Annotated in this window: 19 protein-coding genes and 1 pseudogene; 13 read left to right on the forward strand and 7 right to left on the reverse strand. The window is 71.5% G+C overall.

The window, feature by feature from the left end; all coding sequences use genetic code 11:
* The first annotated feature begins 125 nt into the window (after positions 1–125).
* Together ASG32_RS14115 and ASG32_RS14120 are read left to right on the forward strand one after the other, a co-directional pair.
* Positions 126–722 (forward strand): response regulator transcription factor, encoded by a 597-nt coding sequence (locus ASG32_RS14115; protein ID WP_056527077.1) that lies wholly within the window; start codon positions 126–128, stop codon positions 720–722.
* Positions 719–2,560, forward strand: a complete 1,842-nt coding sequence (locus tag ASG32_RS14120) for a hybrid sensor histidine kinase/response regulator (RefSeq protein WP_056527080.1) — start codon at positions 719–721, stop codon at positions 2,558–2,560. The genes ASG32_RS14115 and ASG32_RS14120 overlap by 4 nt, the downstream gene beginning before the upstream one ends.
* Before the next feature lie 81 nt (positions 2,561–2,641).
* On the opposite strand, the gene ASG32_RS14125 is transcribed toward ASG32_RS14120, so the two are convergent.
* Positions 2,642–3,085: a PACE efflux transporter gene (locus ASG32_RS14125; RefSeq protein ID WP_020094459.1), complete on the reverse strand. Its 444-nt coding sequence runs from the start codon at positions 3,083–3,085 to the stop codon at positions 2,642–2,644.
* Positions 3,086–3,174: 89 nt separating this feature from the next.
* On the opposite strand from ASG32_RS14125, the gene ASG32_RS14130 reads away from it, so the two are divergent.
* The gene (locus ASG32_RS14130) at positions 3,175–4,074 is read left to right on the forward strand and encodes a LysR family transcriptional regulator (protein WP_056527083.1); all 900 of its coding nucleotides are present in this window, start codon (positions 3,175–3,177) and stop codon (positions 4,072–4,074) included.
* 167 nt (positions 4,075–4,241) lie between these two features.
* Positions 4,242–5,144: a LysR family transcriptional regulator gene (locus tag ASG32_RS14135; protein ID WP_020094457.1), complete on the forward strand. Its 903-nt coding sequence runs from the start codon at positions 4,242–4,244 to the stop codon at positions 5,142–5,144.
* A gap of 168 nt (positions 5,145–5,312) precedes the next feature.
* Here the strand turns inward: ASG32_RS14135 and ASG32_RS14140 are convergent, their stop codons facing one another.
* The 4 genes and pseudogenes from ASG32_RS14140 to ASG32_RS33370 all read right to left on the reverse strand — a co-directional run.
* Positions 5,313–6,005, reverse strand: a complete 693-nt coding sequence (locus ASG32_RS14140; RefSeq protein WP_056527092.1) for a helix-turn-helix domain-containing protein — start codon at positions 6,003–6,005, stop codon at positions 5,313–5,315.
* 156 nt (positions 6,006–6,161) lie between these two features.
* Positions 6,162–6,500, reverse strand: a complete 339-nt coding sequence (locus ASG32_RS14145) for an SPW repeat protein (RefSeq protein WP_082557873.1) — start codon at positions 6,498–6,500, stop codon at positions 6,162–6,164.
* Between the two features lie 343 nt (positions 6,501–6,843).
* Positions 6,844–7,659, reverse strand: an 816-nt coding sequence (locus tag ASG32_RS33365) for a methyl-accepting chemotaxis protein (protein WP_244491942.1), incomplete at its 5' end; no start/stop codon positions are given.
* Between the two features lies 1 nt (position 7,660).
* Positions 7,661–8,620: pseudogene (locus tag ASG32_RS33370) on the reverse strand (MCP four helix bundle domain-containing protein); the annotation flags it as partial.
* A gap of 409 nt (positions 8,621–9,029) precedes the next feature.
* Here ASG32_RS33370 and ASG32_RS14155 point away from each other — a divergent pair.
* The 9 genes from ASG32_RS14155 (at position 9,030) to ASG32_RS14195 (ending at position 17,724) form a co-directional block, all read left to right on the forward strand.
* Positions 9,030–9,452 (forward strand): response regulator, encoded by a 423-nt coding sequence (locus ASG32_RS14155; protein ID WP_056527098.1) that lies wholly within the window; start codon positions 9,030–9,032, stop codon positions 9,450–9,452.
* A 249-nt stretch (positions 9,453–9,701) separates the two neighbouring features.
* Positions 9,702–10,865: an allantoinase PuuE gene (puuE, locus tag ASG32_RS14160; RefSeq protein WP_056527101.1), complete on the forward strand. Its 1,164-nt coding sequence runs from the start codon at positions 9,702–9,704 to the stop codon at positions 10,863–10,865.
* A 178-nt stretch (positions 10,866–11,043) separates the two neighbouring features.
* A complete protein-coding gene (locus ASG32_RS14165) occupies positions 11,044–12,540 on the forward strand; it encodes an NCS1 family nucleobase:cation symporter-1 (RefSeq protein WP_020094451.1) in 1,497 nt (498 codons plus the stop codon).
* A gap of 178 nt (positions 12,541–12,718) precedes the next feature.
* Positions 12,719–13,456, forward strand: coding sequence for an aspartate/glutamate racemase family protein (locus tag ASG32_RS14170; protein ID WP_020094450.1), 738 nt, complete (start codon positions 12,719–12,721; stop codon positions 13,454–13,456).
* Positions 13,457–13,555: 99 nt separating this feature from the next.
* Entirely contained in the window at positions 13,556–14,923 is a 1,368-nt protein-coding gene (locus ASG32_RS14175) for an MFS transporter (protein WP_056527107.1), read from the forward strand.
* Between the two features lie 25 nt (positions 14,924–14,948).
* Positions 14,949–15,503 (forward strand): hydroxyisourate hydrolase, encoded by a 555-nt coding sequence (uraH, locus tag ASG32_RS14180; RefSeq protein ID WP_056527111.1) that lies wholly within the window; start codon positions 14,949–14,951, stop codon positions 15,501–15,503.
* Positions 15,504–15,538: 35 nt separating this feature from the next.
* Positions 15,539–15,892 (forward strand): hydroxyisourate hydrolase, encoded by a 354-nt coding sequence (uraH, locus tag ASG32_RS14185; protein WP_056527114.1) that lies wholly within the window; start codon positions 15,539–15,541, stop codon positions 15,890–15,892.
* 5 nt (positions 15,893–15,897) lie between these two features.
* Positions 15,898–16,410 carry a 2-oxo-4-hydroxy-4-carboxy-5-ureidoimidazoline decarboxylase gene (gene uraD / locus ASG32_RS14190; protein WP_056527116.1) on the forward strand — a complete coding sequence of 171 codons (513 nt, stop codon included), beginning with the start codon at positions 15,898–15,900 and terminating at the stop codon, positions 16,408–16,410.
* A gap of 93 nt (positions 16,411–16,503) precedes the next feature.
* Positions 16,504–17,724 carry an FAD-dependent monooxygenase gene (locus tag ASG32_RS14195; protein ID WP_056527118.1) on the forward strand — a complete coding sequence of 407 codons (1,221 nt, stop codon included), beginning with the start codon at positions 16,504–16,506 and terminating at the stop codon, positions 17,722–17,724.
* Here ASG32_RS14195 and ASG32_RS14200 read toward each other — a convergent pair.
* Positions 17,721–18,149, reverse strand: coding sequence for a hypothetical protein (locus ASG32_RS14200; protein ID WP_020094444.1), 429 nt, complete (start codon positions 18,147–18,149; stop codon positions 17,721–17,723). The genes ASG32_RS14195 and ASG32_RS14200 overlap by 4 nt on opposite strands.
* Positions 18,150–18,272: 123 nt before the next feature.
* Entirely contained in the window at positions 18,273–18,965 is a 693-nt protein-coding gene (locus ASG32_RS14205; protein WP_056527120.1) for a TetR/AcrR family transcriptional regulator, read from the reverse strand.
* Between the last annotated feature and the right edge of the window lie 70 nt (positions 18,966–19,035).

The raw sequence follows: 19,035 nt of genomic DNA on the forward strand, positions 1-19,035 counted from the left end.
GGGCGCGCGCGATCGAATTCCTCGACCCGTGGCTTAGCCGATCGGGATGGCTTCGTGGACCAGTCCACATGGACTGGTCCATGACCCGTGACGGCGCCTGTGCGGTTGCTCTAGACAGGATCCGCATGGCGCAGGAAGCAATCCTCATCATCGATGACCACGCGCTGTTCCGGTCCGGCATCGTCTCGATGCTGTCGACGGCGTTCGATGAGATCCCGGTTCTCGACAGCCCATCGCTGCACGAGGCGCTCGCCATCGTGGCCGTCGTCCCGACGATCGTCCTCCTCGACATCCAGTTGCCGGGCATCGGCGGGCTCGAGGGGATGGGCCTGCTCCAGCAACGCTGGCCGGCCGCCCGGATCGTCGTCGTGTCCGGCCTGGATCTGCCCGATACCGTCAGCACGGCGCTGGCGCAGGGCGCCTGCGCGTTCCTGTCCAAGACCGACCGCCCCGAGCGGATGATGACGGTCCTGCGCGAGATGCTCGCCCGGTCGTCCGCGGTCCCGCGGGTCGGGGGCGCCCTCTGCCCGACGCTCACGCCGCGGCAGGCCGAGGTGCTGACCCTCGTCGGGCGCGGATTGTCCAACAAGATGATCGGACGCAATCTCGGTCTGTCGGAACACACGGTCCGCGGCCACGTGCAGGGTCTGCTGTCGGTCCTGGGGGTGACCCGGCGCGCCGAGGCGGTGTTCAAGGCGCAGCAGTTCGGCCTGATCCGATGAGCCCGTCGCAGGAGGAGCGGATCGCGGCCGAGCAGTTGCGCCTCGTCCTGGACGGCGTCACGCAGTCGGTCGCCGTCGGTTTCCTCGTCTCGACGCTCATGCTGGCCGTGCTGTGGAGCCTGGTGCCCCACGCCGTCCTGCTGAGCTGGTACGGCGCGTTCCTCGTCGAGCGGTTCGGGGCGGCCGCCTACGCGCGTCGTGTCCGCGCCGCGATCGGCGAGCCCGACCGCGCCCGCCGGGTCGAACGGGTCATCTTCCTGAGCAAGATCGTCGAGGGCGCGATCCTGGGATCGCTGATCTGGATCGCGCTGCCGCTCCAGGTCCCGGCGGTGAGCATCCTGACCATGTCGCTGCTGGGCGCGACCTGCAGCAACGGCGTCTCGCTCCTGGCGCCGCGGCGGCACCTCTACCTCGCCCTCGTCGTGCCCGTCGCCGTCCTGGCCGCGGGAACCCTCTGGTCGCTCGGCGGCGCGCCCTACCGCGCCCTGGCAATCTGCTCGATCCTCTTCGTGGTCGGGCAGTACGGTCAGGTCGTGCTCGCCAGCCGCCGCGTGCGGGAATCGATCGAGCTCCGCTTCGAGAACGCGGCCCTCGTGGAGCAGCTGCGCGCGGAGACCGCCGCGGCGCACCGGGCCCGCCGCGACGCCGAGCACGCCAACACCGCGAAGTCGCAGTTCCTCGCGGCGGCCAGCCACGACCTGCGCCAGCCGGTCCACGCCCAGGGCCTCTTCCTCCAGGCGCTGAGCCAGACGGATCTCGCCGCGCCGCAGCGGCGGATCCTGCAGAACGCCCAGACCGCGAACGTCGCGTCGACCGACATGCTCAACACGCTTCTGGACTTCTCGCGCCTGGAGGCCGGAGTCATCACGCCGCGGCCCCGCGCCTTCGAGCTCCAGCCGCTCCTCGACAAGATCGAGAACGAGCTGGCGCCGCTGGCCGACGCCAAGCGCCTGATCTATCGGACGCCCCAGACGGACCTGGCGATCGTCTCGGACCCGGCCCTGCTGGAGCTGGTCCTGCGCAATCTCGTCCTCAACGCCATCCGGTACACCGAGCGCGGCGGCGTCCTCATCGGCTGCCGGCGCCGGCGCGCGGGCGTGTCGATCGAAGTCTACGACACCGGGATCGGCATCCCGGTCGACAAGCGCGAGGACATCTTCCGGGAGTTCTACCAGCTCGGGAATCCGGAGCGCGATCGTCACAAGGGTCTGGGGCTGGGACTCGCGATCGCGCGCGGGATCGCCGCCTCGCTCGATCACCCGCTCTCCCTCTCATCGAAGGTGGGGAGCGGCAGCGTCTTCCGCATCCTCGTCCCCCGGACGCTCGATGCCGGGCGGGACGCGAGGCTCGACGACGCGCCCGCGGCCGCCAGCGCGGAGAGCGGCCGCCTGGTCGGCGCCCGCATCCTGATCGTCGACGACGATGCCATCGTCCGCGACGCGATGGTGGCGCTCCTCTCCGGCTGGGGTTGCCTGTGCTGGGCCTTCGAGGACCCGACCGACGTCACCGAACGGCCGCCGCAGGGGCCGCCGCCGGACGCGCTGATCTGCGACTACCGCCTGCGCAGGGGCCAGACCGGCGCCGAAGCCATCGCGACGCTGCGGCAGCATTGGGGACGGCCGATCCCGGCGATCCTCATCACCGGCGACACCGCGCCCGTCCGCATGCGGGAGGCCTTGGACAGCGGGGTCCCTCTGATTCACAAGCCGGTCCGGCCCGACCTTCTCCAGAAGGCGCTCGCCGCGCTGATCCTGCCGGGCCGGCCACCCGTCGGTCCCGTGGGCGCGGAGGTTCGGCGCGGACCGGAGACGACGGATCTCGTCCGCGCGGAGGGATAGCGGGCGCCTCACGCGGCGCCGCGGACCCTCGAACGCCCGCCGCGCCGCCGTCGCGGTCTCGCCGCGCGGCCGGCGCGAGCGTCAGCGGGACGGCTCGGCGGCAGCCTCGGTCCAGCTCGGAAGCGGGAAGGTTCGATCGTAGGCGAGATTGAACACGAAAGCGTAGGCCACGTAGAAGGCCGCGATCGCCAGATCCATGAAGAAGGCCTCCACGAGGCCGATGCCGAGATACCACGCGATCGGCGGCAGCAGGATCAGGAGCAGCCCCGCCTCGAACAGCACCGCGTGGGCGACCCGCAGGACGAGGCTCTTGCGCGTGTGCCCGGCGAGCCGCTGCATCGTCCGGTCGAAGCCGAGATTGTAGACGTAGTTCCAGCTCGTCGCGACGAGGGCGCTGCCGATTCCGATCACGCCCATGTCGGCGGCGTGCAGGCCGAAGGCCGCGGTCCCGAGCGGGACGATGAGGAGCAGCCCGATCACCTCGAACAGGATGGCGTGGCGAATGCGGTCGCGGGTGGTGCGCATGGTCTCGCTCTCGAGAGGCGGATTGGTCGGCCGCTCTCTATCTGCGATAAGGCGATCCACAAGTTAGGAAGTATCGGGTAATCAGATAGATGGCGGTCTCGCTCGACCAGCTCCAGGCTTTCGTGGCGGCGGCCGAGGCCGGGTCGTTCTCGGGCGCGGCGCGGGTGCTGCGGAAGGCGCAGTCGGCCGTCAGCACGCAGGTGGCCAACCTCGAGACGGATCTGGGGCTGGCGCTGTTCAGCCGCGCGGGCCGGAACCCGGTGCTGACCCCGGCGGGCGAGCGGCTGCTGCTGGAGGCGCGCGTGGTGCTCGACCGGCGGGAGCACCTGATCGGTGTGGCGAGCAGCCTGGAGCAGGGCGTCGAGAACCGGCTGGTGGTCGCCATCGACGAGCTCTACCCCGAGCACGCCCTCGGCGCCCTCTTCGCCAGCTTCGCCCAGTGCTTCCCCTTCGTGGAGCTTGAGCTGCTCTTCCCGCTGATGGAGGATGTCAGCCGCATGGTCCGGTCGGGCGCCGCCGACCTGGGCGTGATGTGGCGCCAGGAGGGGCTCCCGACGGAGCTCGGGTTCCGGACCATCGGCTGGGTGCCGCTCAAGCTGGTCTGCGGCCGCGATCACCCGCTCGCGAAGGAGCGGGTGGCGTGGGAGGAGCTGAAGCGCCACCGCCAGATCCTCGTGGCCGCCCGCGGCGACGGGGCGGAGAAGCGCCGTCTGCGGGTCGCCGCCGAGGTGTGGTGGGTGGAGAGCCACTGGGTCATCTTGGAGATGGTGAAGCACGGGATCGGCTGGGCCTTCGTCACCGACCACGTCATCGCCGCGTCCCTCACGGCGCCGTACCTCGTGACGCCCGACCTCCAGTTCGATGAGGGCGACTGGCCGATCGCCCTGGAACTGGTCTGGCACAAGCAGCGGCCCTGCGGCCCCGCCGCGGCCTGGCTCCGCGAGCGTTTCGCCGCGGAGCGCGTCGGGATCCACCCGGGCGGGACCTGAGCGCGGTGCGGGACGGACGCCTGCCGGGCCCCGCCTCGGCGACACGCCGCTGTCGACGGTCCTGACGGGCCGGCGAGATCCCGGCCGTCGAGGACGTCCACCCCGCGAGTCTAGACGCAAAAGACCTTCCGTGCTTCTATCCATTCGAAATTCCTATGGGTCGGCCCATGGAACTCCGGCATCTTCGCTACTTCGCCGCGGTGGCGGAGCATCTCAGCTTCACCGCCGCCGCCCAGAGCCTGGGCGTGTCGCAGCCGCCGCTGAGCCAGCAGATCCGCGATCTCGAGGTGGAGATCGGCGTCAACCTGTTCGAGCGCTCGAGCCGGCGCGTCGTCCTGACCGCGGCGGGCGAGGATTTCCTCGGGAACGCGCGGGCGGTCCTCGCGCAGGTCGCCGACGCCGTCGACCGGGCGCGGACGATCGGCACCGGAACGGCCGGCATCCTCAACATCGGCATGACGAGTTCCGTCCTCGCGGGGCCGGCCGGTTGCCTGATCCGGGCCTTCGAGCAGCGCTTCCGGGCGGTGGACGTGCGCATCCACGAGATGGCGCCGGCCGACCAGATCGCGGCCCTCAAGGCGAACCGGACGGATCTCAGCTTCCTCCGCAGCCCCCCCGAGGATCCGGATCTCGTCGCCCACCTGGCGTGGCCGGAGCGGCTCTGCGTGGCCGTGCCGCGCGAGCACACCCTCGCCGCCGGTCGCAGTGTCGCGATCGACGTCTTCCGCAGCGAGCCGCTGATCTCGCTCGGCCTCGAGAGCTCGCGCTTCGCGGCGGATATCTACCAAGCCTGCATCGCGCGCGGGTTCACGCCGAGCATCTCGCAGCAGGTCCGCGAGGCCTCGTCGCTGATCAACCTAGTCGCGGCGGGCTTCGGTCTCGCCATCATCCCAGAATTCGTCGGCCGACCGAGGCATCCGGACGTCGTCGTCCTGCCGATCAAGCCGCCGTTCCTGTCGGCGGACGTCTACGCGCTGCATCATCAGCGCCGGAACCCGGTGATCGACAATTTTCTCGGGCTGATCCGCGAGGAGGCCCCGGGCTTGATCGCGCGCTTCCAGAGGCGGTGACGCCCTTCGTCTCCGCACCCGCTCGCCGGCGCCGTCCGCGACCGTCTCCGAGGCAGCGTCCTGCGCGCAGGCGCCACCCCGAAGCCACCCCGAAGCCACCCCGAAAGCCAACGCGAAACCACGCGGTAGCCCGCAGCGGCGTTCCCGGTGGCGTCCGCGGCGCCTGTCTCAATCCTCGACGAGCCGGCGCAGCCGGGTCCGATGCAGGCACACCTGTCGGCCGCCGTCGCGTCGCAACACCCCGTCCTCCTCCAGCTGCGAGAGGGTGCGCGATACGGTCTCGATGGTCAGGCCGAGGTAGTCGGCGATGTCGCGGCGGGTCATCGGCAGCGCGAAGGTGCCGGCGGAGCCGAGGCGGTCATCGACTTCCAGCAGGAAGGCAGCGACCCGCTCCTGGGCCGAGCGCCGTCCGAGCAGGAGCGCCAGGTCCTGCGCATGTCGCAGGTCGCTCGTGGCCATGCTCCAGAGTCGGCAGGCGACCTCGGCCCGCCCGGTCGCGGCGCGCTCGACCTGTCGTCGCTTGAAGATCAGCACCTTGGTGCTGGTGAGGGCCTCGGCGGTCTGGCGATTGGTCTCGCCCTGCCCGAGCCCGAACAGGTCGCCGGGCAGGTGGAAGCCCGTGATCTGGCGGCGCCCGTCGCTCAGGACCCGGTGGGTGCGCACCGCGCCGCTGAGGACCTTGTAGACGAACTCGGCCTCCTCGCCCTCTCCGTAGATCTCCTCCTCGCGGGCGTAGGAGAACGGTGTCCCGACGACGTCGGGGCATCCCGCGAACAGGGTGCTCCCCTCGATCTCCGGGACGGGAGCGGGACGGGCTGCGGGCCCCTCCGGTGCTGTCCGTGCCGTGAACTCGGTGCTCATCGCTGCGCTCCTCGCCTGCGTCGGTCGGGACGAGATTGGCAGCGGGCGGGAGGCGGAGAAATTCCGGTCGGAGCCTTAAGGCGCGCCCCTTAAGGGCAATCCCGTAGTCGCGGGTGCCGGCCGGATGCCCGCGGCCGCGGCGGCGACGGGCGCGCCTCAGACGGAGCGCGCCTGGGGCGACACGAAGAGCCGCCACAGCGCGTACGCGGCCAGGGCGGCCACGGCGAGCCCGGTCAGGCCGTGCACCCACACGGGTGCCGTCGCGTCGGCGAAGCCGAGAACCCAGGGCGCCATGGCCGCCCAGAGCCCGAGGGCGACGTTGAGGTATTCCTCCCAGGCGCAGGTCACGCCGAGGGCCAGGAGTGCGACCACGGTGATGGCGCCCCCGGTCACGAAGGCGTTGCGCGCGGCGGCCGTCTCGTAGCCCAGATTCAAGTACCACGGTGCGAGGAGGAGCGCGACGCCGAGGAGCATGTTGAGCGCGTTCGGGACCATATCCGCCGTTCGGTTCTCGATCGTTCTCACCGGATTCCCCGCGCGGGCTGACGGCATCGGCGGCCCGATGTCCGGGCACCCGAGCCCTGAGCGACAGACGACCTGCCATCTTTCACGGCCCGAGCATCCGGTATCCGTGCAGCCGATCATTGATCTGGCTCAAGTCGATCGCGGCCTTGCCCGCGTGTCGGGATCCGGCAAGCTTGGCGCGCCGCGGATTTGCTGCGCGCTGTGGGTGGCAGACTCGATTCTCGAGATTGTCGTCGCCGACGGGACGCGCGCGTCGGCGAGATCCGCGTCCTCCCGTCGGACCGGGCGGACGCGGATCTCGGGCGTGGCGACCTCAGGCGGCCCGGACGGTGGCGAGGAAGCGGGCGACCTCGGCGCCGAGATGCTCGGATTGCCGCGACAGCTCCGAGGCCGCCGACAGGACCTGCGAGGCCGCCGCCCCCGTCTCCTCCGAGGCCTGCGCCACGCCGGCGATGTTGCCCGTCACTTCGTTCGTCCCCGCCGAGGCCTGGGCCACGTTGCGCACGATCTCCTGGGTCGCCGCGCCCTGCTCCTCGACGGCCGCCGCGATCGAAGTCGCCACGCTGTCGATCTCCCGGATCCGGCCCGTGATCCCGCCGATCGCCGTCACCGCCTGCGCGGTCACCCCCTGGACCTCGCCGATCTGGCGCGCGATCTCCTCGGTCGCCTTGGCGGTCTGCTCGGCCAGCGCCTTCACCTCGGAGGCCACCACCGCGAAGCCCCGCCCGGCCGCGCCGGCGCGGGCCGCCTCGATCGTGGCGTTGAGCGCCAGCAGGTTGGTCTGGCCGGCGATGCCGGAGATCATCCCGACCATGTCGCCGATCCGCGCGGCGTTCTGGCTGAGCGCCTGGACGAGGTGGGCGGTCTGGTCAGCCTCGCCGACCGCGGCCTGGGCGAGGTCGGCCGAGCCGGTCACCTGCCGGCCGATCTCCTGCACGGAGGAGCCGAGCTCCTCGGCGGCGGCCGCGACCGTGTTGACGTTGGTCGACGCCTCCTCGGCGGCCGCGGCCACGGTGGTCGACTGGGATGCGGTCTCCTGGGCGGTGGCGGTCATCTGCTGGGCGGTGGCCTGGAGCTCGGTGGCCGAGGACGAGACCAGGCCGACGATGCCGCCGACGGCGCGCTCGAANAGCGGTCTCCTGGGCGGTGGCGGTCATCTGCTGGGCGGTGGCCTGGAGCTCGGTGGCCGAGGACGAGACCAGGCCGACGATGCCGCCGACGGCGCGCTCGAAGCCGTCGGCGAGCTCGACCATGGTGCGCTTGCGCTCGGCGGCGGCGGCCGCGTCGGCGCGGCGCCGGACCTCGGCCTCCTCGGCGGCCTTGCGGGCGACCATGGTCTTGATCCCCTCGACGGCCTGGCCGACGGCCCCGATCTCGTCGCCGCGGGTGGCCTCGCGGATCTCGGCATCGACCTCGCCGCGGGCCATCCGCTGCAGGACGCCCACGAGGCTGCCCAGCGGCCGGGTGACCTGGACCACGATCACGTACACGCCGTAGGCGATGCTGAGCGCGGCGAGCGCGAGCGCGGCCAGGAGCGCGAGGCGCGACCAGCCGGCAATCGTCTCCGAGCGCCGGAACTCCGCCTCGGCTTCCCGGACCTGCAACGCGGTCAGCTTGCTCAGCGTGGCGTTGGTGGCCTGCATGCTCTTCAGCAGGTCCGTGTGGGTGGCCTCGAAATCCGAGGCCGCGCCGGCTGTGACGCGCTTGAGGATCTCGGCCGCGATGGCGTCGTTCCGATCGACGCGCACCTGCAGCTCCTTGGCGAGGGCCTCCTCCTCCGGGGTCAGGTAGGTCGCCAGATAGGCCGACCACTCCTTGTGGAGCTTCGACAGATCGCGCTCGATCTTGTCCTTGGCCTCTGCCGGCTCGATCTGCTTGCCGCGCAGCTGGCGCGAGGCGTCGAGCAGGTCATCGTAGGCGTCGCGGATGATGCTGAACTGCCGGAGACAGACGACGCGATCGTCGAAGACGGTCTTCAGGCTCTGATGGCTCCAGTGGAGCGAGAGATTTCCGAGCGCCGCCGTGGCGAGCAGCACCAAGCCGAGTCCGCCGAGCAGCGAGACGAGTCGCAGTTTGATGGTCATTTTCATGAGGCGGATGTCCAGGCGACGGAACCCAGGGCTGCGAACGCGTCAGCCAGGCTGAGCAGTCATGATCGGGTTGCGTAAAATATACGCAAACTGATTAAGATTTATTCTGAAGAGTTTCCCGTTACGGGGTCTGTCATTCGGTCTCCGGCTCGCGATATCGTGCGTGCAAAGGCGTTTCTTCAACTTCAAGATGAGGAATCGGAGCTGAATCAATCGGAAAGGGCCTCCGGGGCGGACAGGAGCGTCACCGCCCAACGTGTCGGATCGCCGCACAGCGGGCGGCGCGGGAGCCGGGATCGACCGGGGCAGGAACGTCGCCGGTCTCGGGATGGGGGGCCAGCACGGACGCGGTCCCGGTCTTGAGGCAGGTCAAGGTCGGCCGCCGCGGACCACCCCTAAGCTCGGCACCATGACCTCACTGGACGCCACGCTCCCGGCGAACGCCACGCTGTCCGCCGCGTCGAGCCTCATCTACGTCGTGGACGATGACCCGGCCATCCTGCACTCGACCCGCTTCCTCTTGGAGAGCGAGGGCCACCGGGTGGAGACCTTCGCCGACGGACGCGCGCTGCTGGCCGCCTTCCCCGGCCCGCACCCGACCTTCGTCCTGCTGGACCACGTCATGCCGGGGATGGACGGGCTCGCGGTGTGGGGCCGGCTGCGGGACCTCGCTGCCGGCGTGCCGGTGATCCTGATCACCGGCCACCCCGATCCGGGCATCCGGAGCCGCGCCCGCGCCGCCGGCATACCCCTGGTCGAGAAGCCGCTGGCGTTCGACGCCCTGATGGGCATGCTCGCCGCCGGCCCGATCCCCGCCAGCCGCGCCCGTTAGGGGCCGCGGTGCCCGCTCGGGACGCCCGACCGTCGGGCCGCCGACGTGGCGGCGCGTGAGGTCGTCGACCCGGCACGGGCAGGTTCCGCCGGCTCGACGACAGGCCGGTGGCGATCCGCCCGACGGCGCTCCGATACTCAGATCAATGATCGCACCATCTAAACGCGCAACCTATCAATCAAGCCGAACAAGATATTGGACCAACGGTCGGCCGTGCGTCTATCTCGCGTCGGAACGAGGGATCACGCCATGTTCGACCTCGACCAGGACTATCCCCGCGACATGGTCGGATACGGCCGGCATCGACCGGACCCGGCCTGGCCCGGGGGCAAGCGCGTCGCCGTCCAGTGCGTCATCAACTACGAGGAGGGCGGCGAGAACTGCATCCTCCACGGTGACGCGGCGTCCGAGGCCTTCCTCTCAGAGATCGTCGGGGCCCTGCCCTGGCCGGGGAAGCGCCACGCCAACATGGAGTCGATCTACGAGTACGGCGCCCGCGCCGGCTTCTGGCGCCTCTGGCGCGCGTTCACGCGCCGCAACCTCCCGGTCACGGTCTTCGGCGTCGCCTCGGCGATGCAGCGCAACCCCGAGGCCGTCGCCGCGATGGTCGAGTCCGGCTGGGAGATCGCCAGCCACGGCCTGCGCTGGATCGACTACCGCGACCACAGCCCGGAGGCCGAGCGCGCCGACATCGACGCCGCCGTCGCGCTGCAGGCATCGCTGACGGGCAGCAGGCCCCTCGGCCTGTACCAGGGGCGCACCTCCGCGAACACGCTCGCCATCGGCGCCGCCGAGGGCGGATTCCTGTACCTCGCCGATTCCTACGCCGACGACCTGCCCTACTGGCTGCGGATCGGGGGGCTTCAGCAGCTCGTCGTCCCCTACACCCTCGACGCCAACGACATGCGGTTCGCCACCGCCCAGGGCTTCAACAACGGCGACCAGTTCTTCGGCTACCTCAAGGACACGTTCGACGTCCTGTACCGCGAGGGCGAGGCGGGACGGGGCGGCATCATGTCGGTGGGGCTGCACTGTCGCCTGGTCGGGCGTCCGGGGCGGATGGCCGCGCTGGAGCGGTTCCTCGACTACGTGGGCGATCACCCCGACGCCTGGGTGACCACGCGGCTGGACATCGCCCGTCACTGGATCGCGGCCCACCCGCCGCGCGGCGGCTACCGGCCGACCTGCATGGGCCGCGCCCTGTTCGGCGCGGTCTTCGGCCCGGTCTGCGCCGGGCTGGCCGACGCGTCGCCCGCGGCGGGCGTGGCGATGGCGGAGCGGGTCCACGCGGCCGGACTCCCCGCGGAGGCGGACGACCCGTCCGGCCTGGCCCGGCTCCTCGCGGAGGCCGCGGGCGCCCCGGCCGACGCGGGCGGCCTCCGGACCCGCCTCGCGGCGGTCGTCGCGGGATAGACAAGTCGACGTCACGACCGGGACTTGAAGATCCGAACTCGGTCGTGATCTGTATTCAGGTCGTGTTTTCAGAAGTCAGGAGACGGAGAGTTCCAGGTTTTGCATGGCGGTCCCAGCGGGTCGTCAGCGTCACGGAAAAAGCCCGGCAACAGGGCTGCGCCAGTCAGGGAGAAACGCCATGTACGCACAGGTTGAGGCCGCCGGCATCAGCACGGCCGTGTCGGACGAACGGGAAGCCGTCGTCATCAAGCCGAGCTACGATCCAGATCTCGTGAACAAGGATCTGGCCCCGCTGCGCAAGCAGACCTGGGGCACCTACAACATCTTCGCCTTCTGGATGTCTGACGTCCACAGCGTCGGCGGATACGTGACCGCCGGCTCCCTGTTCTCGCTGGGCCTCGTGAGCTGGCAGGTGCTGATCGCCCTGCTCGTCGGCATCGTGATCGTCCAAATCTTCTGCAACCTCGTCGCCAAGCCGAGCCAGCAGACCGGCACGCCCTATCCGGTGATCTGCCGCGCCTCCTTCGGGGTCAAGGGCGCCAACATCCCGGCGATCATCCGCGGGCTGATCGCGGTCGCGTGGTACGGCATCCAGACCTACCTCGCCTCGGCGGCGCTGACGGTGGTGGCGCTCCGCTTCTACCCCGAACTCGCCGTCTACGCCGACGTCAAGCAGTACGGCTTCGCCGGCCTGTCGGGTCTGGGCTGGGCCGCCTTCATGACGCTCTGGGTCCTGCAGGCGCTGGTCTTCTGGCGCGGCATGGAGGCGATCCGCGTGTTCATCGACTGGGCGGGGCCGGCGGTCTACGTGGTGATGATCGCGCTCGCCGCGTACCTCGTCGCCAAGGCCGGGATCGGCGAGATCGGGCTGACCCTGGGCACCGTGAAGTATACCGGCTGGGACGCCCTGCCGGTGATGATCAACGCCGTCGCCCTCGTGGTCTCCTACTTCTCCGGGCCGATGCTGAACTTCGGCGACTTCTCGCGCTACGGCGCGAGCTTCGAGGCGGTGAGGAAGGGTAACTTCTGGGGTCTCCCGGTGAACTTCCTCGGGTTCTCGCTCCTGACGGTCGTCACCGCCTCGGCGACGGTTCCGGTCTTCGGCCACCTGATCACCGACCCGGTGGAGACGGTGAGCCGCATCGACAGCACCTTCGCGGTCGTGCTCGGCGCCTTCACCTTCATGACCGCGACCATCGGGATCAACATCGTCGCGAACTTCGTCTCGCCCGCGTTCGACTTCTCGAACGTGTCGCCGCGGCGGATCTCGTGGCGCATGGGCGGGATGATCGCGGCCGTCGGCTCGATCTTCATCACGCCCTGGAATCTCTACAACAATCCCGCGGTGATCCACTACACGCTCGACGTCCTCGGCGCGTTCATCGGCCCGCTGTTCGGGATCCTGATCGCCGACTTCTACTTCGTGAAGAAGCAGAAGGTGGTCCTCGACGACCTCTACACGATGAGCCCCGCCGGGACGTACTGGTACAGTGGCGGATACAACCGCGCCGCGGTGACCGCCATGATCCCCTCGGCCCTCATCCCCGTGCTCTGCGTGATCCTGCCGGGCCTGGAGGGCGTGGCGAACTTCACGTGGTTCATCGGGTGCGCCCTGGGCTTCGCGATCTACACCGCCCTCATGCGCCGCCCCGCGGGCGCGGCCCGTCCTGCCTGAGGCCGTCCTGCCTGAGGCCGTCCGGACCTGGACCCGCCCCGGTCCGGATCGGAGACACGAACGGCCCGGCGGCGCGGCCTGACCCGCGCCGCCGGGCCCCCCGACCTCCCCATCCCCGGCCGGCTGCGTGCGGGCCTCTGCCCGGCCATCCGGCCGGCTCCCGCCACCCGAGGGCGCCATGCGGATCCTGCTGCTCAATCCGAACACCAGCACGTCTGTGACCGACCTCCTGGCCGGGCAGGTCGGGACGATGGCGGGCGCGACTGCGACCTTCGTCCCGGCCACGGCGCGGTTCGGCGCCGCCTACATCGCCAGCCGGGCGGCCCTGGCCATCGCCGGCCACGCCGCCCTCGACGCCTTCGCGGAGCACGGCCGGGACTGCGACGCGGTCTTCCTCGCCTGCTTCGGCGATCCCGGGCTGCTGGCCCTGCGCGAGGTCTCACCGGTCCCGGTGGTGGGGATGCTCGAAGCGTCGTGCCGCGAGGCCCAGCGGGTCGCCGGGCGCTACGCCATCGTGACCGGCGGGGCCCTGTGGAAGCCCATGCTCCGCGAGTGCGTCGCGAGCCTCGGCGTCGGTGACGGCCTCGCGGGCATCCGAACGATCGCGCGCACCGGCGGCGAGATCGCCAAGGACCCGGAGGCGGCGCTGTCCGACCTCGCGGCCGCCTGCCGGGCCTGCGCCGAGGAGGATCGCGCCGAGGCGGTGATCCTCGGCGGCGCCGCCCTGGTCGGCCTCGCGGCCCGCCTGCAGCCGCACGTGCCGGTCCCGGTCCTGTGCTCGGTCACGTCGGGGGTGAAGGCGGTCGTCGCCGCCGCGGCCGCGCCCTACCGGCGCCCGCCCGCCGTCGCCGCGGACAATGTCGGCCTCGGCCACGCCCTCGCGACGCTGCTCGCGCCGCGCGAAGCCATCGGCTGAGACGGGGCGGGCGGCCGCCGGCGCGAGACTGGCAGCCGTCCTGCATCGCTCGGAATTCCAACGCCCCGTTCCGGATGGGGCAACCCTGTGGGGCCAGCCATGACGATCCAGGCGCACCACGCGACCGACATGCCGGCCCTCGCGGCGCCCGCGCGCCTGGACGACGCCTACCGCCGGATCACGTGGCGGCTGCTGCCATTCCTGATGGTCCTGTGGATCCTGTCCTGGATCGACCGGGTCAACATCGGCTTCGCCAAGCTGCAGATGCTGGCCGAGCTCCGGTTCAGCGAGACCGTCTACGGCATCGGCGCGGGGATCTTCTTCATCGGCTACTTCCTCTGCGAGGTGCCGAGCAACCTGCTGCTGGAGCATATCGGCGCCCGGAAGACGATCGCGCGGATCACCCTGCTGTGGGGGCTCTGCTGCGTGGCGATGATGTTCGTGACCACGCCGGCGTTCTTCTACGTCCTGCGCTTCATGCTCGGTGTCTTCGAGGCCGGATTCTATCCAGGGGTCATCTTGTACCTGACCTACTGGTATCCGAGCGAGCGCCGGGCCAAGGTGTTCGGGCTGTTCATGTCGGCCTCGGCGCTGGCCGGCGTCATCGGGGGGCCGCTCGCGGGCGCGATCATGTCGGGGATGCACGGCGTCAACGGCTGGTCCGGCTGGCAGTGGGTGTTCCTGCTCGAGGGTATCCCGTCGATCCTGGCCGGGATCGTCACGCTGTTCTACCTCACGGACCGGCCCGCCAAGGCCGGCTGGCTGACGGCGGAGCAGAAGGCGCTGGTCGAGGCCGACCTCGCGCGCGACGCCGCGGCCCTCGGCCACCGCGAGCACCGCATCCTCGCCTCGCTGAAGGACGCGCGCGTCTGGCAGTGCATCGCGATCTTCTTCTGCATCGTCACGGCGAACTCGGCCCTGACCTTCTTCGGCCCGAGCGTGGTGCGCGACGCCGGCTTCACCGACCCGCTGACGGTCGGCTGGATCATGTCGGCGGCCTATCTCTGCGGCGGCGCCGGGATGATCCTGAACGGCCGCCACTCGGACCGGACCGGCGAGGCGCGGCTGCATTGCGGGGTCCCGGCCTTCGTCGGGGCACTGGCCATCGCGCTCACCGGCGTCTTCATCGCGGGCGCGCCGGTCCTCGCGCTGCTCATGCTCGGGGTGGCGATCGTCGGCACGATGAGCGCGATCCCGGTCTTCTGGCAGATCCCCGGCCGCTTCCTCGCCGGGTCGGCGGCCGCGGCCGGCATCGCGCTCATCAACTCGGTGGCCAATCTCGCGGGCTTCGGAGCGCCGGCGGCGATGGGTTACCTGCGCGAGCAGACCGGCTCGGTCGCGACCGGCCTCTGGCTGGTCGCCGCCGTCGAGGCCGCGGCGCTCGTCCTGATCCTGGCCTTCGTCCCGCCGGCGACGCCGGAGATGGGTCGGCGCGCCCGGGCCCGCGCGGCGCACGAGCCGGCGTGAACCGCAGCACGAGAGGGAGGCTTTCTTGGAACACGGACCCGAACGACACGCTCTGACGCGGCGCGGCCTCGTCGCGACGGGGCTCGGCGCCGCGGCCGCGGTCTCCGCGGGCCCGGCGCTGGCCCAGGGCACGCCCGCTCCGGCGGCGGCTCCGGCCAATGCTCCGGCCGGTTCCCCGACCAAGCCCGGCACGCTGAACACCGCGCCCGTGTCGCAGGCCGGCCTCTCGCCGCGGCTGACCCTGCACGCCATCGACAATTTCCACGGCACGCCCGGTGCCGGGATGGTCTGCGACCTCGCGATGCACGACGGCACCGGCTACCGTCCGATCCGGACGGTCACCACCGCGCCGAACGGCCGGACCGCCGAGCCGCTCCTGGTCGACGAGGCTTTCAAGGCGGGCCGCTACGAGCTGGTGCTGCACGTCGAGGCGTATTTCGCGAACCTGGGCGTGAAGCTCCCGACCCCGAACTTCCTCGGCCTCGTGCCGATCCGGTTCCGGATCCGCGACGCGAGCCAGCGCCACCACCTGCCGGTGCTGTTCACGCCCTGGGGCTATTCCTACTACCGCGGCAGCTGACCCGTCCGATCCCCGACGCGACAAGGAGACCCGGCATGGCGGGCATCACCACACACGTCCTCGACACCGATCGCGGCCGCCCCGTCGCGGGGGTCCGGATCGACTTCTCCGTCCTCGAGAACGGCCAGTGGCGGCTCGTGAAGAGCGTCGTCACCAACGCCGACGGCCGGACCGACGCGCCGATCCTCCCGGCCGACAAGGCCGAGACCGGCCAGTACCAGCTGGAATTCTTCGTCGACCCTTATTTCCAGGGCCGGGCCGGCACCGCGGAGGCCGACATCTTCATCGACAACCCGGTCGTGCGGTTCGCCGTCGCCGACGCCAAGCAGCACTACCACGTGCCGATGCTGTGCGCCCCGTCGAGCTTCACCACCTACCGCGGAAGCTGAGCGGCATGATCGACCTCGACCGCCTCAACGCCCTCGAGCGCGACGCCTTCGTCGCGTATCTCGGCGGCGTCTTCGAGCACGCGCCCTGGGTCGCCCGGGCCGCCCACGGCGGGGCGCCCTTCGCCGACCTCGCCGCTCTCCACGGGGCGATGATGGCGGCCGTGCGCGCGGCGCCGCCGGACGTGCGCCTGGCCTTCCTCAACGGCCATCCCGAACTCGCCGGCCCGGAAGCCCGGGCCCGGGCGATGACCGCCGATTCCGCGCAGGAGCAGGGCAGCGCCGGCCTCGACCGGCTGACGGAGGCGGACGCGGCGGCGTTCGACCGGCTGAACGCCGCCTACCGGCACCGGTTCAACTTCCCGTTCATCGTCGCCGTGCGCGGCCGGGACCTGCGCGAGATCCGCGCGCTGTTCGAGGAGCGCCTCGCGCGCGCGGTCGCGGACGAGGAGGCGACGGCCCTGGAGGAGATCGGCGCGATCACCCGGATGCGGCTCGACCGGCTGGTGCGGCCGGTCTAGCGCGGCGCCCCGCGGCGATTTCGATCTTGGCCGGCCGGCCGGGCGCGTCCATGCTGGGCGCGGTCGGGACCGCCGTCCCGGTTCGAGGGCTGCATGAAGCGACTGGACGTGGCCGTCATCGGCGGCTCGATCGCCGGACTGACCACGGCGTGCCTGCTCGCGCGGAGCGGCCACGCCGTCACGGTGTTCGAGCGGTCGGCGGCCGCGCTCACGGGCCGCGGGGCGGGGATCGTCACGCATCCCGGCCTCCGGGCGGTGCTGGCGCGCTGCGGTGCTCCGGCCGGGGCGGGCGATCTCGGCGTCACCGTCGAGGGCCGCCGGGTCCTCGACCGGGACGGGACCGTGATCGCGGAGCGGAGCCTGCCGCAGGTGCTGGCGAGCTGGGGACGGCTCTACGGCCTTCTCCTGGACGCCGTGCCCCCGGACAGCGTCCGCTACGGCGCGGCGCTCGCCGCGGTCGAATCCGACGGCGCGCGCGTCGTCGCCTTCTTCGAGGACGGCCGCCGGATCTCCGCGGATCTCCTCGTCGGCGCCGACGGGCAGTTCTCGACGGTGCGGTCCCGGTTCCTGAGCGGTGTCGCGCCGCGCTACGCCGGCTACGTGGCGTGGCGCGCCGTCGTCGACGCGGCGGCCCTCGCGCCGGCGACCCGGGAGGCGATCGGCGGCCATTTCGCGTTCTGCCTGCCTCCGGGCGAGCAGATCCTCGGCTATCCCGTGCCCGGGCGCGCGGACGAGGCCGCCGGGCTGTGCTTCAACGCGGTCTGGTACAGGCCGACCGAGGAGGCCGCGCTCGCCGCGCTGCTGACCGATACCGGCGGCGTCCGCCACGCCCTCTCCATCCCGCCGGGCCGCATCAAGGCCGCGGTGCTGGAGGCGATGCGCGCCGACGCGGCGCGGATCCTGGCGCCCCCCTTCGCCGAGGTCATGCTGCGCGCCGAGCAGCCGTTCCTGCAGGCGATCCTGGACATCGAGACGCCGACCATGATCCCGGACCGCGGCGTCGCGCTGATCGGCGACGCCGCCTTCGTGGCCCGGCCCCATGTCGGGATGGGCGCAACCAAGGCCATGGAGGACGCCGCCGCCCTCGCGGACGCCCTGGACGCGGCCGGCGCCGACGTGGACGCGGCGCTCACGGCCTTCGAGGCGCGCCGACGCGCCTACGGCGCGGCCGTCGTGGCGCGGGGACGCGATCTCGGCGCGTACCTGCAGGCGCAGCAGCGCGGCGCGGCCGAGCGGGCGGCGGCGGAGCGGTTCCGCAGCCCCGAGGCGGTGATGGCCGGGACGGCGGTGCCGCCCGATATCCCCCGCGCTTAGGCCGCGCGGCGGGTCGCCTCCGCGCGCACGGCGGCCGGGAGCGCGAGGGGCGGGTTCGCGCTGTCCAGGAACTCGACGGTGGTGAAGATCAGCTCCGTGTCGCCGATATTGGCGAGGTCGTGGGTCATCGACTCGCCCGGCCCGAACGACAGGTGCTGGATGTCGCCCGCGCGGTAATCGACCTCCGCGACCCGCCCGTCGCCGTAATGCGAGCGGGCCCGCCCCGCCGTCACCGCGGTCCAGAAATAGTCGAGCACGTGCGTGTGGAAGCCGATCCGCGCGCCGGGCGCCAGGACGATGGTCCAGACCCGGGAGCGGTCATCCTCCGAGAGCAGCCGGGTGCCGACGCAGCCGTTGTCCCGCGCCGCCGCGTATTCCTGTGCCAAGTGGGGCGGCAGCGCCGCCGGTTCCGTTCCCTGGGTCATGGCGTTCCTCCGGCCCGCGAGGCTAACGCAGTTCCCGCGAAAGTCATCGCCGCGGCGGCCCGCTCCGGTGACGCGGGCGGGCCGGACCGGCGCCTCCCGTGATCCGGGGATCCCGGGATGGCCCTACAGCGCGTCGGACGACCGCGCCGCCGTCACCACCCGGCGGTGGGTGGCGAGCAGCCCCGGAAGCGCGGCGTCGAGCATGGCGGCCCGGACCGCGTCGCGGTCCGCCGTGCCGTCCATGCCGTAGACCCGCGAGCGCAGGCCGACGTAGACCAGCGCGCCGTGGATGCCGAACAGGAGCTCGAACTCGTCCGCGGCGAGCGGCTGAACCTCCGGGTCCGGCAGGTTCGACTCGGCGCGCATCCCGGCGAGCAGCGGCGCGAAGATGCGCGCGCGGACCATGCCGAGGTAGCGGCTCGGCAGATCGAACCCCTTGAGGCCGGCCGACACGAAGATCCGCAGCCACGCGTAGTCGTCGATCCGGCGCTGGTAGTCGATCTCGAAGCGCCGGAAGCGCTCAAGGACGGGGAGCGCGGTGTCGCGCACCGTCGCCTCCCAGCCGGGATCCCAGCGCCTGAGATAGACCTCCTCGTAGATGCGCTCGATCAGCGCCGCCTTGGTCGGGAAGTAGCGGAACAGCAGCGGCTGCGTGATGCCCAGCCGGCGGGCGAGCTCCCGGGTGTGCCCGTCGAGGCCGACCTCGGCGAAGTAGGCGACCGCGCCCTCGACGATCTGGCGCTCGCGGGCCTCCGGCGTCAGCCGCCGGCCGGTCGGCACCCGACCGTCACTGTCCGCCGGCCTGCTTGACGCCATCTCGGTTTCGCCTTCTATTGAGCGAACGATCAATAAGGGCCTCCAGCCTGTCCCATCGGGGCGGTCATGG

This window comes from Methylobacterium sp. Leaf361 (assembly GCF_001424445.1).
Classification (GTDB): Bacteria; Pseudomonadota; Alphaproteobacteria; order Rhizobiales; family Beijerinckiaceae; genus Methylobacterium.

Coding starts and splice junctions, on each gene's coding strand:
- ASG32_RS14140 (WP_056527092.1), bottom strand. CDS start 6,005: ATGAGCACCGAGTTCACGGCACGGACAGCACCGGAGGGGCCCGCAGCC.
- ASG32_RS14115 (WP_056527077.1), top strand. CDS start 126: ATGGCGCAGGAAGCAATCCTCATCATCGATGACCACGCGCTGTTCCGG.
- ASG32_RS14125 (WP_020094459.1), bottom strand. CDS start 3,085: ATGCGCACCACCCGCGACCGCATTCGCCACGCCATCCTGTTCGAGGTG.
- ASG32_RS14155 (WP_056527098.1), top strand. CDS start 9,030: ATGACCTCACTGGACGCCACGCTCCCGGCGAACGCCACGCTGTCCGCC.
- ASG32_RS14200 (WP_020094444.1), bottom strand. CDS start 18,149: ATGACCCAGGGAACGGAACCGGCGGCGCTGCCGCCCCACTTGGCACAG.
- ASG32_RS14170 (WP_020094450.1), top strand. CDS start 12,719: ATGCGGATCCTGCTGCTCAATCCGAACACCAGCACGTCTGTGACCGAC.
- ASG32_RS14145 (WP_082557873.1), bottom strand. CDS start 6,500: ATGGTCCCGAACGCGCTCAACATGCTCCTCGGCGTCGCGCTCCTCCTC.
- puuE (WP_056527101.1), top strand. CDS start 9,702: ATGTTCGACCTCGACCAGGACTATCCCCGCGACATGGTCGGATACGGC.
- ASG32_RS14130 (WP_056527083.1), top strand. CDS start 3,175: ATGGCGGTCTCGCTCGACCAGCTCCAGGCTTTCGTGGCGGCGGCCGAG.
- ASG32_RS14195 (WP_056527118.1), top strand. CDS start 16,504: ATGAAGCGACTGGACGTGGCCGTCATCGGCGGCTCGATCGCCGGACTG.
- uraD (WP_056527116.1), top strand. CDS start 15,898: ATGATCGACCTCGACCGCCTCAACGCCCTCGAGCGCGACGCCTTCGTC.
- ASG32_RS14120 (WP_056527080.1), top strand. CDS start 719: ATGAGCCCGTCGCAGGAGGAGCGGATCGCGGCCGAGCAGTTGCGCCTC.
- uraH (WP_056527114.1), top strand. CDS start 15,539: ATGGCGGGCATCACCACACACGTCCTCGACACCGATCGCGGCCGCCCC.
- ASG32_RS14135 (WP_020094457.1), top strand. CDS start 4,242: ATGGAACTCCGGCATCTTCGCTACTTCGCCGCGGTGGCGGAGCATCTC.
- ASG32_RS14205 (WP_056527120.1), bottom strand. CDS start 18,965: ATGGCGTCAAGCAGGCCGGCGGACAGTGACGGTCGGGTGCCGACCGGC.
- ASG32_RS14165 (WP_020094451.1), top strand. CDS start 11,044: ATGTACGCACAGGTTGAGGCCGCCGGCATCAGCACGGCCGTGTCGGAC.
- ASG32_RS14175 (WP_056527107.1), top strand. CDS start 13,556: ATGACGATCCAGGCGCACCACGCGACCGACATGCCGGCCCTCGCGGCG.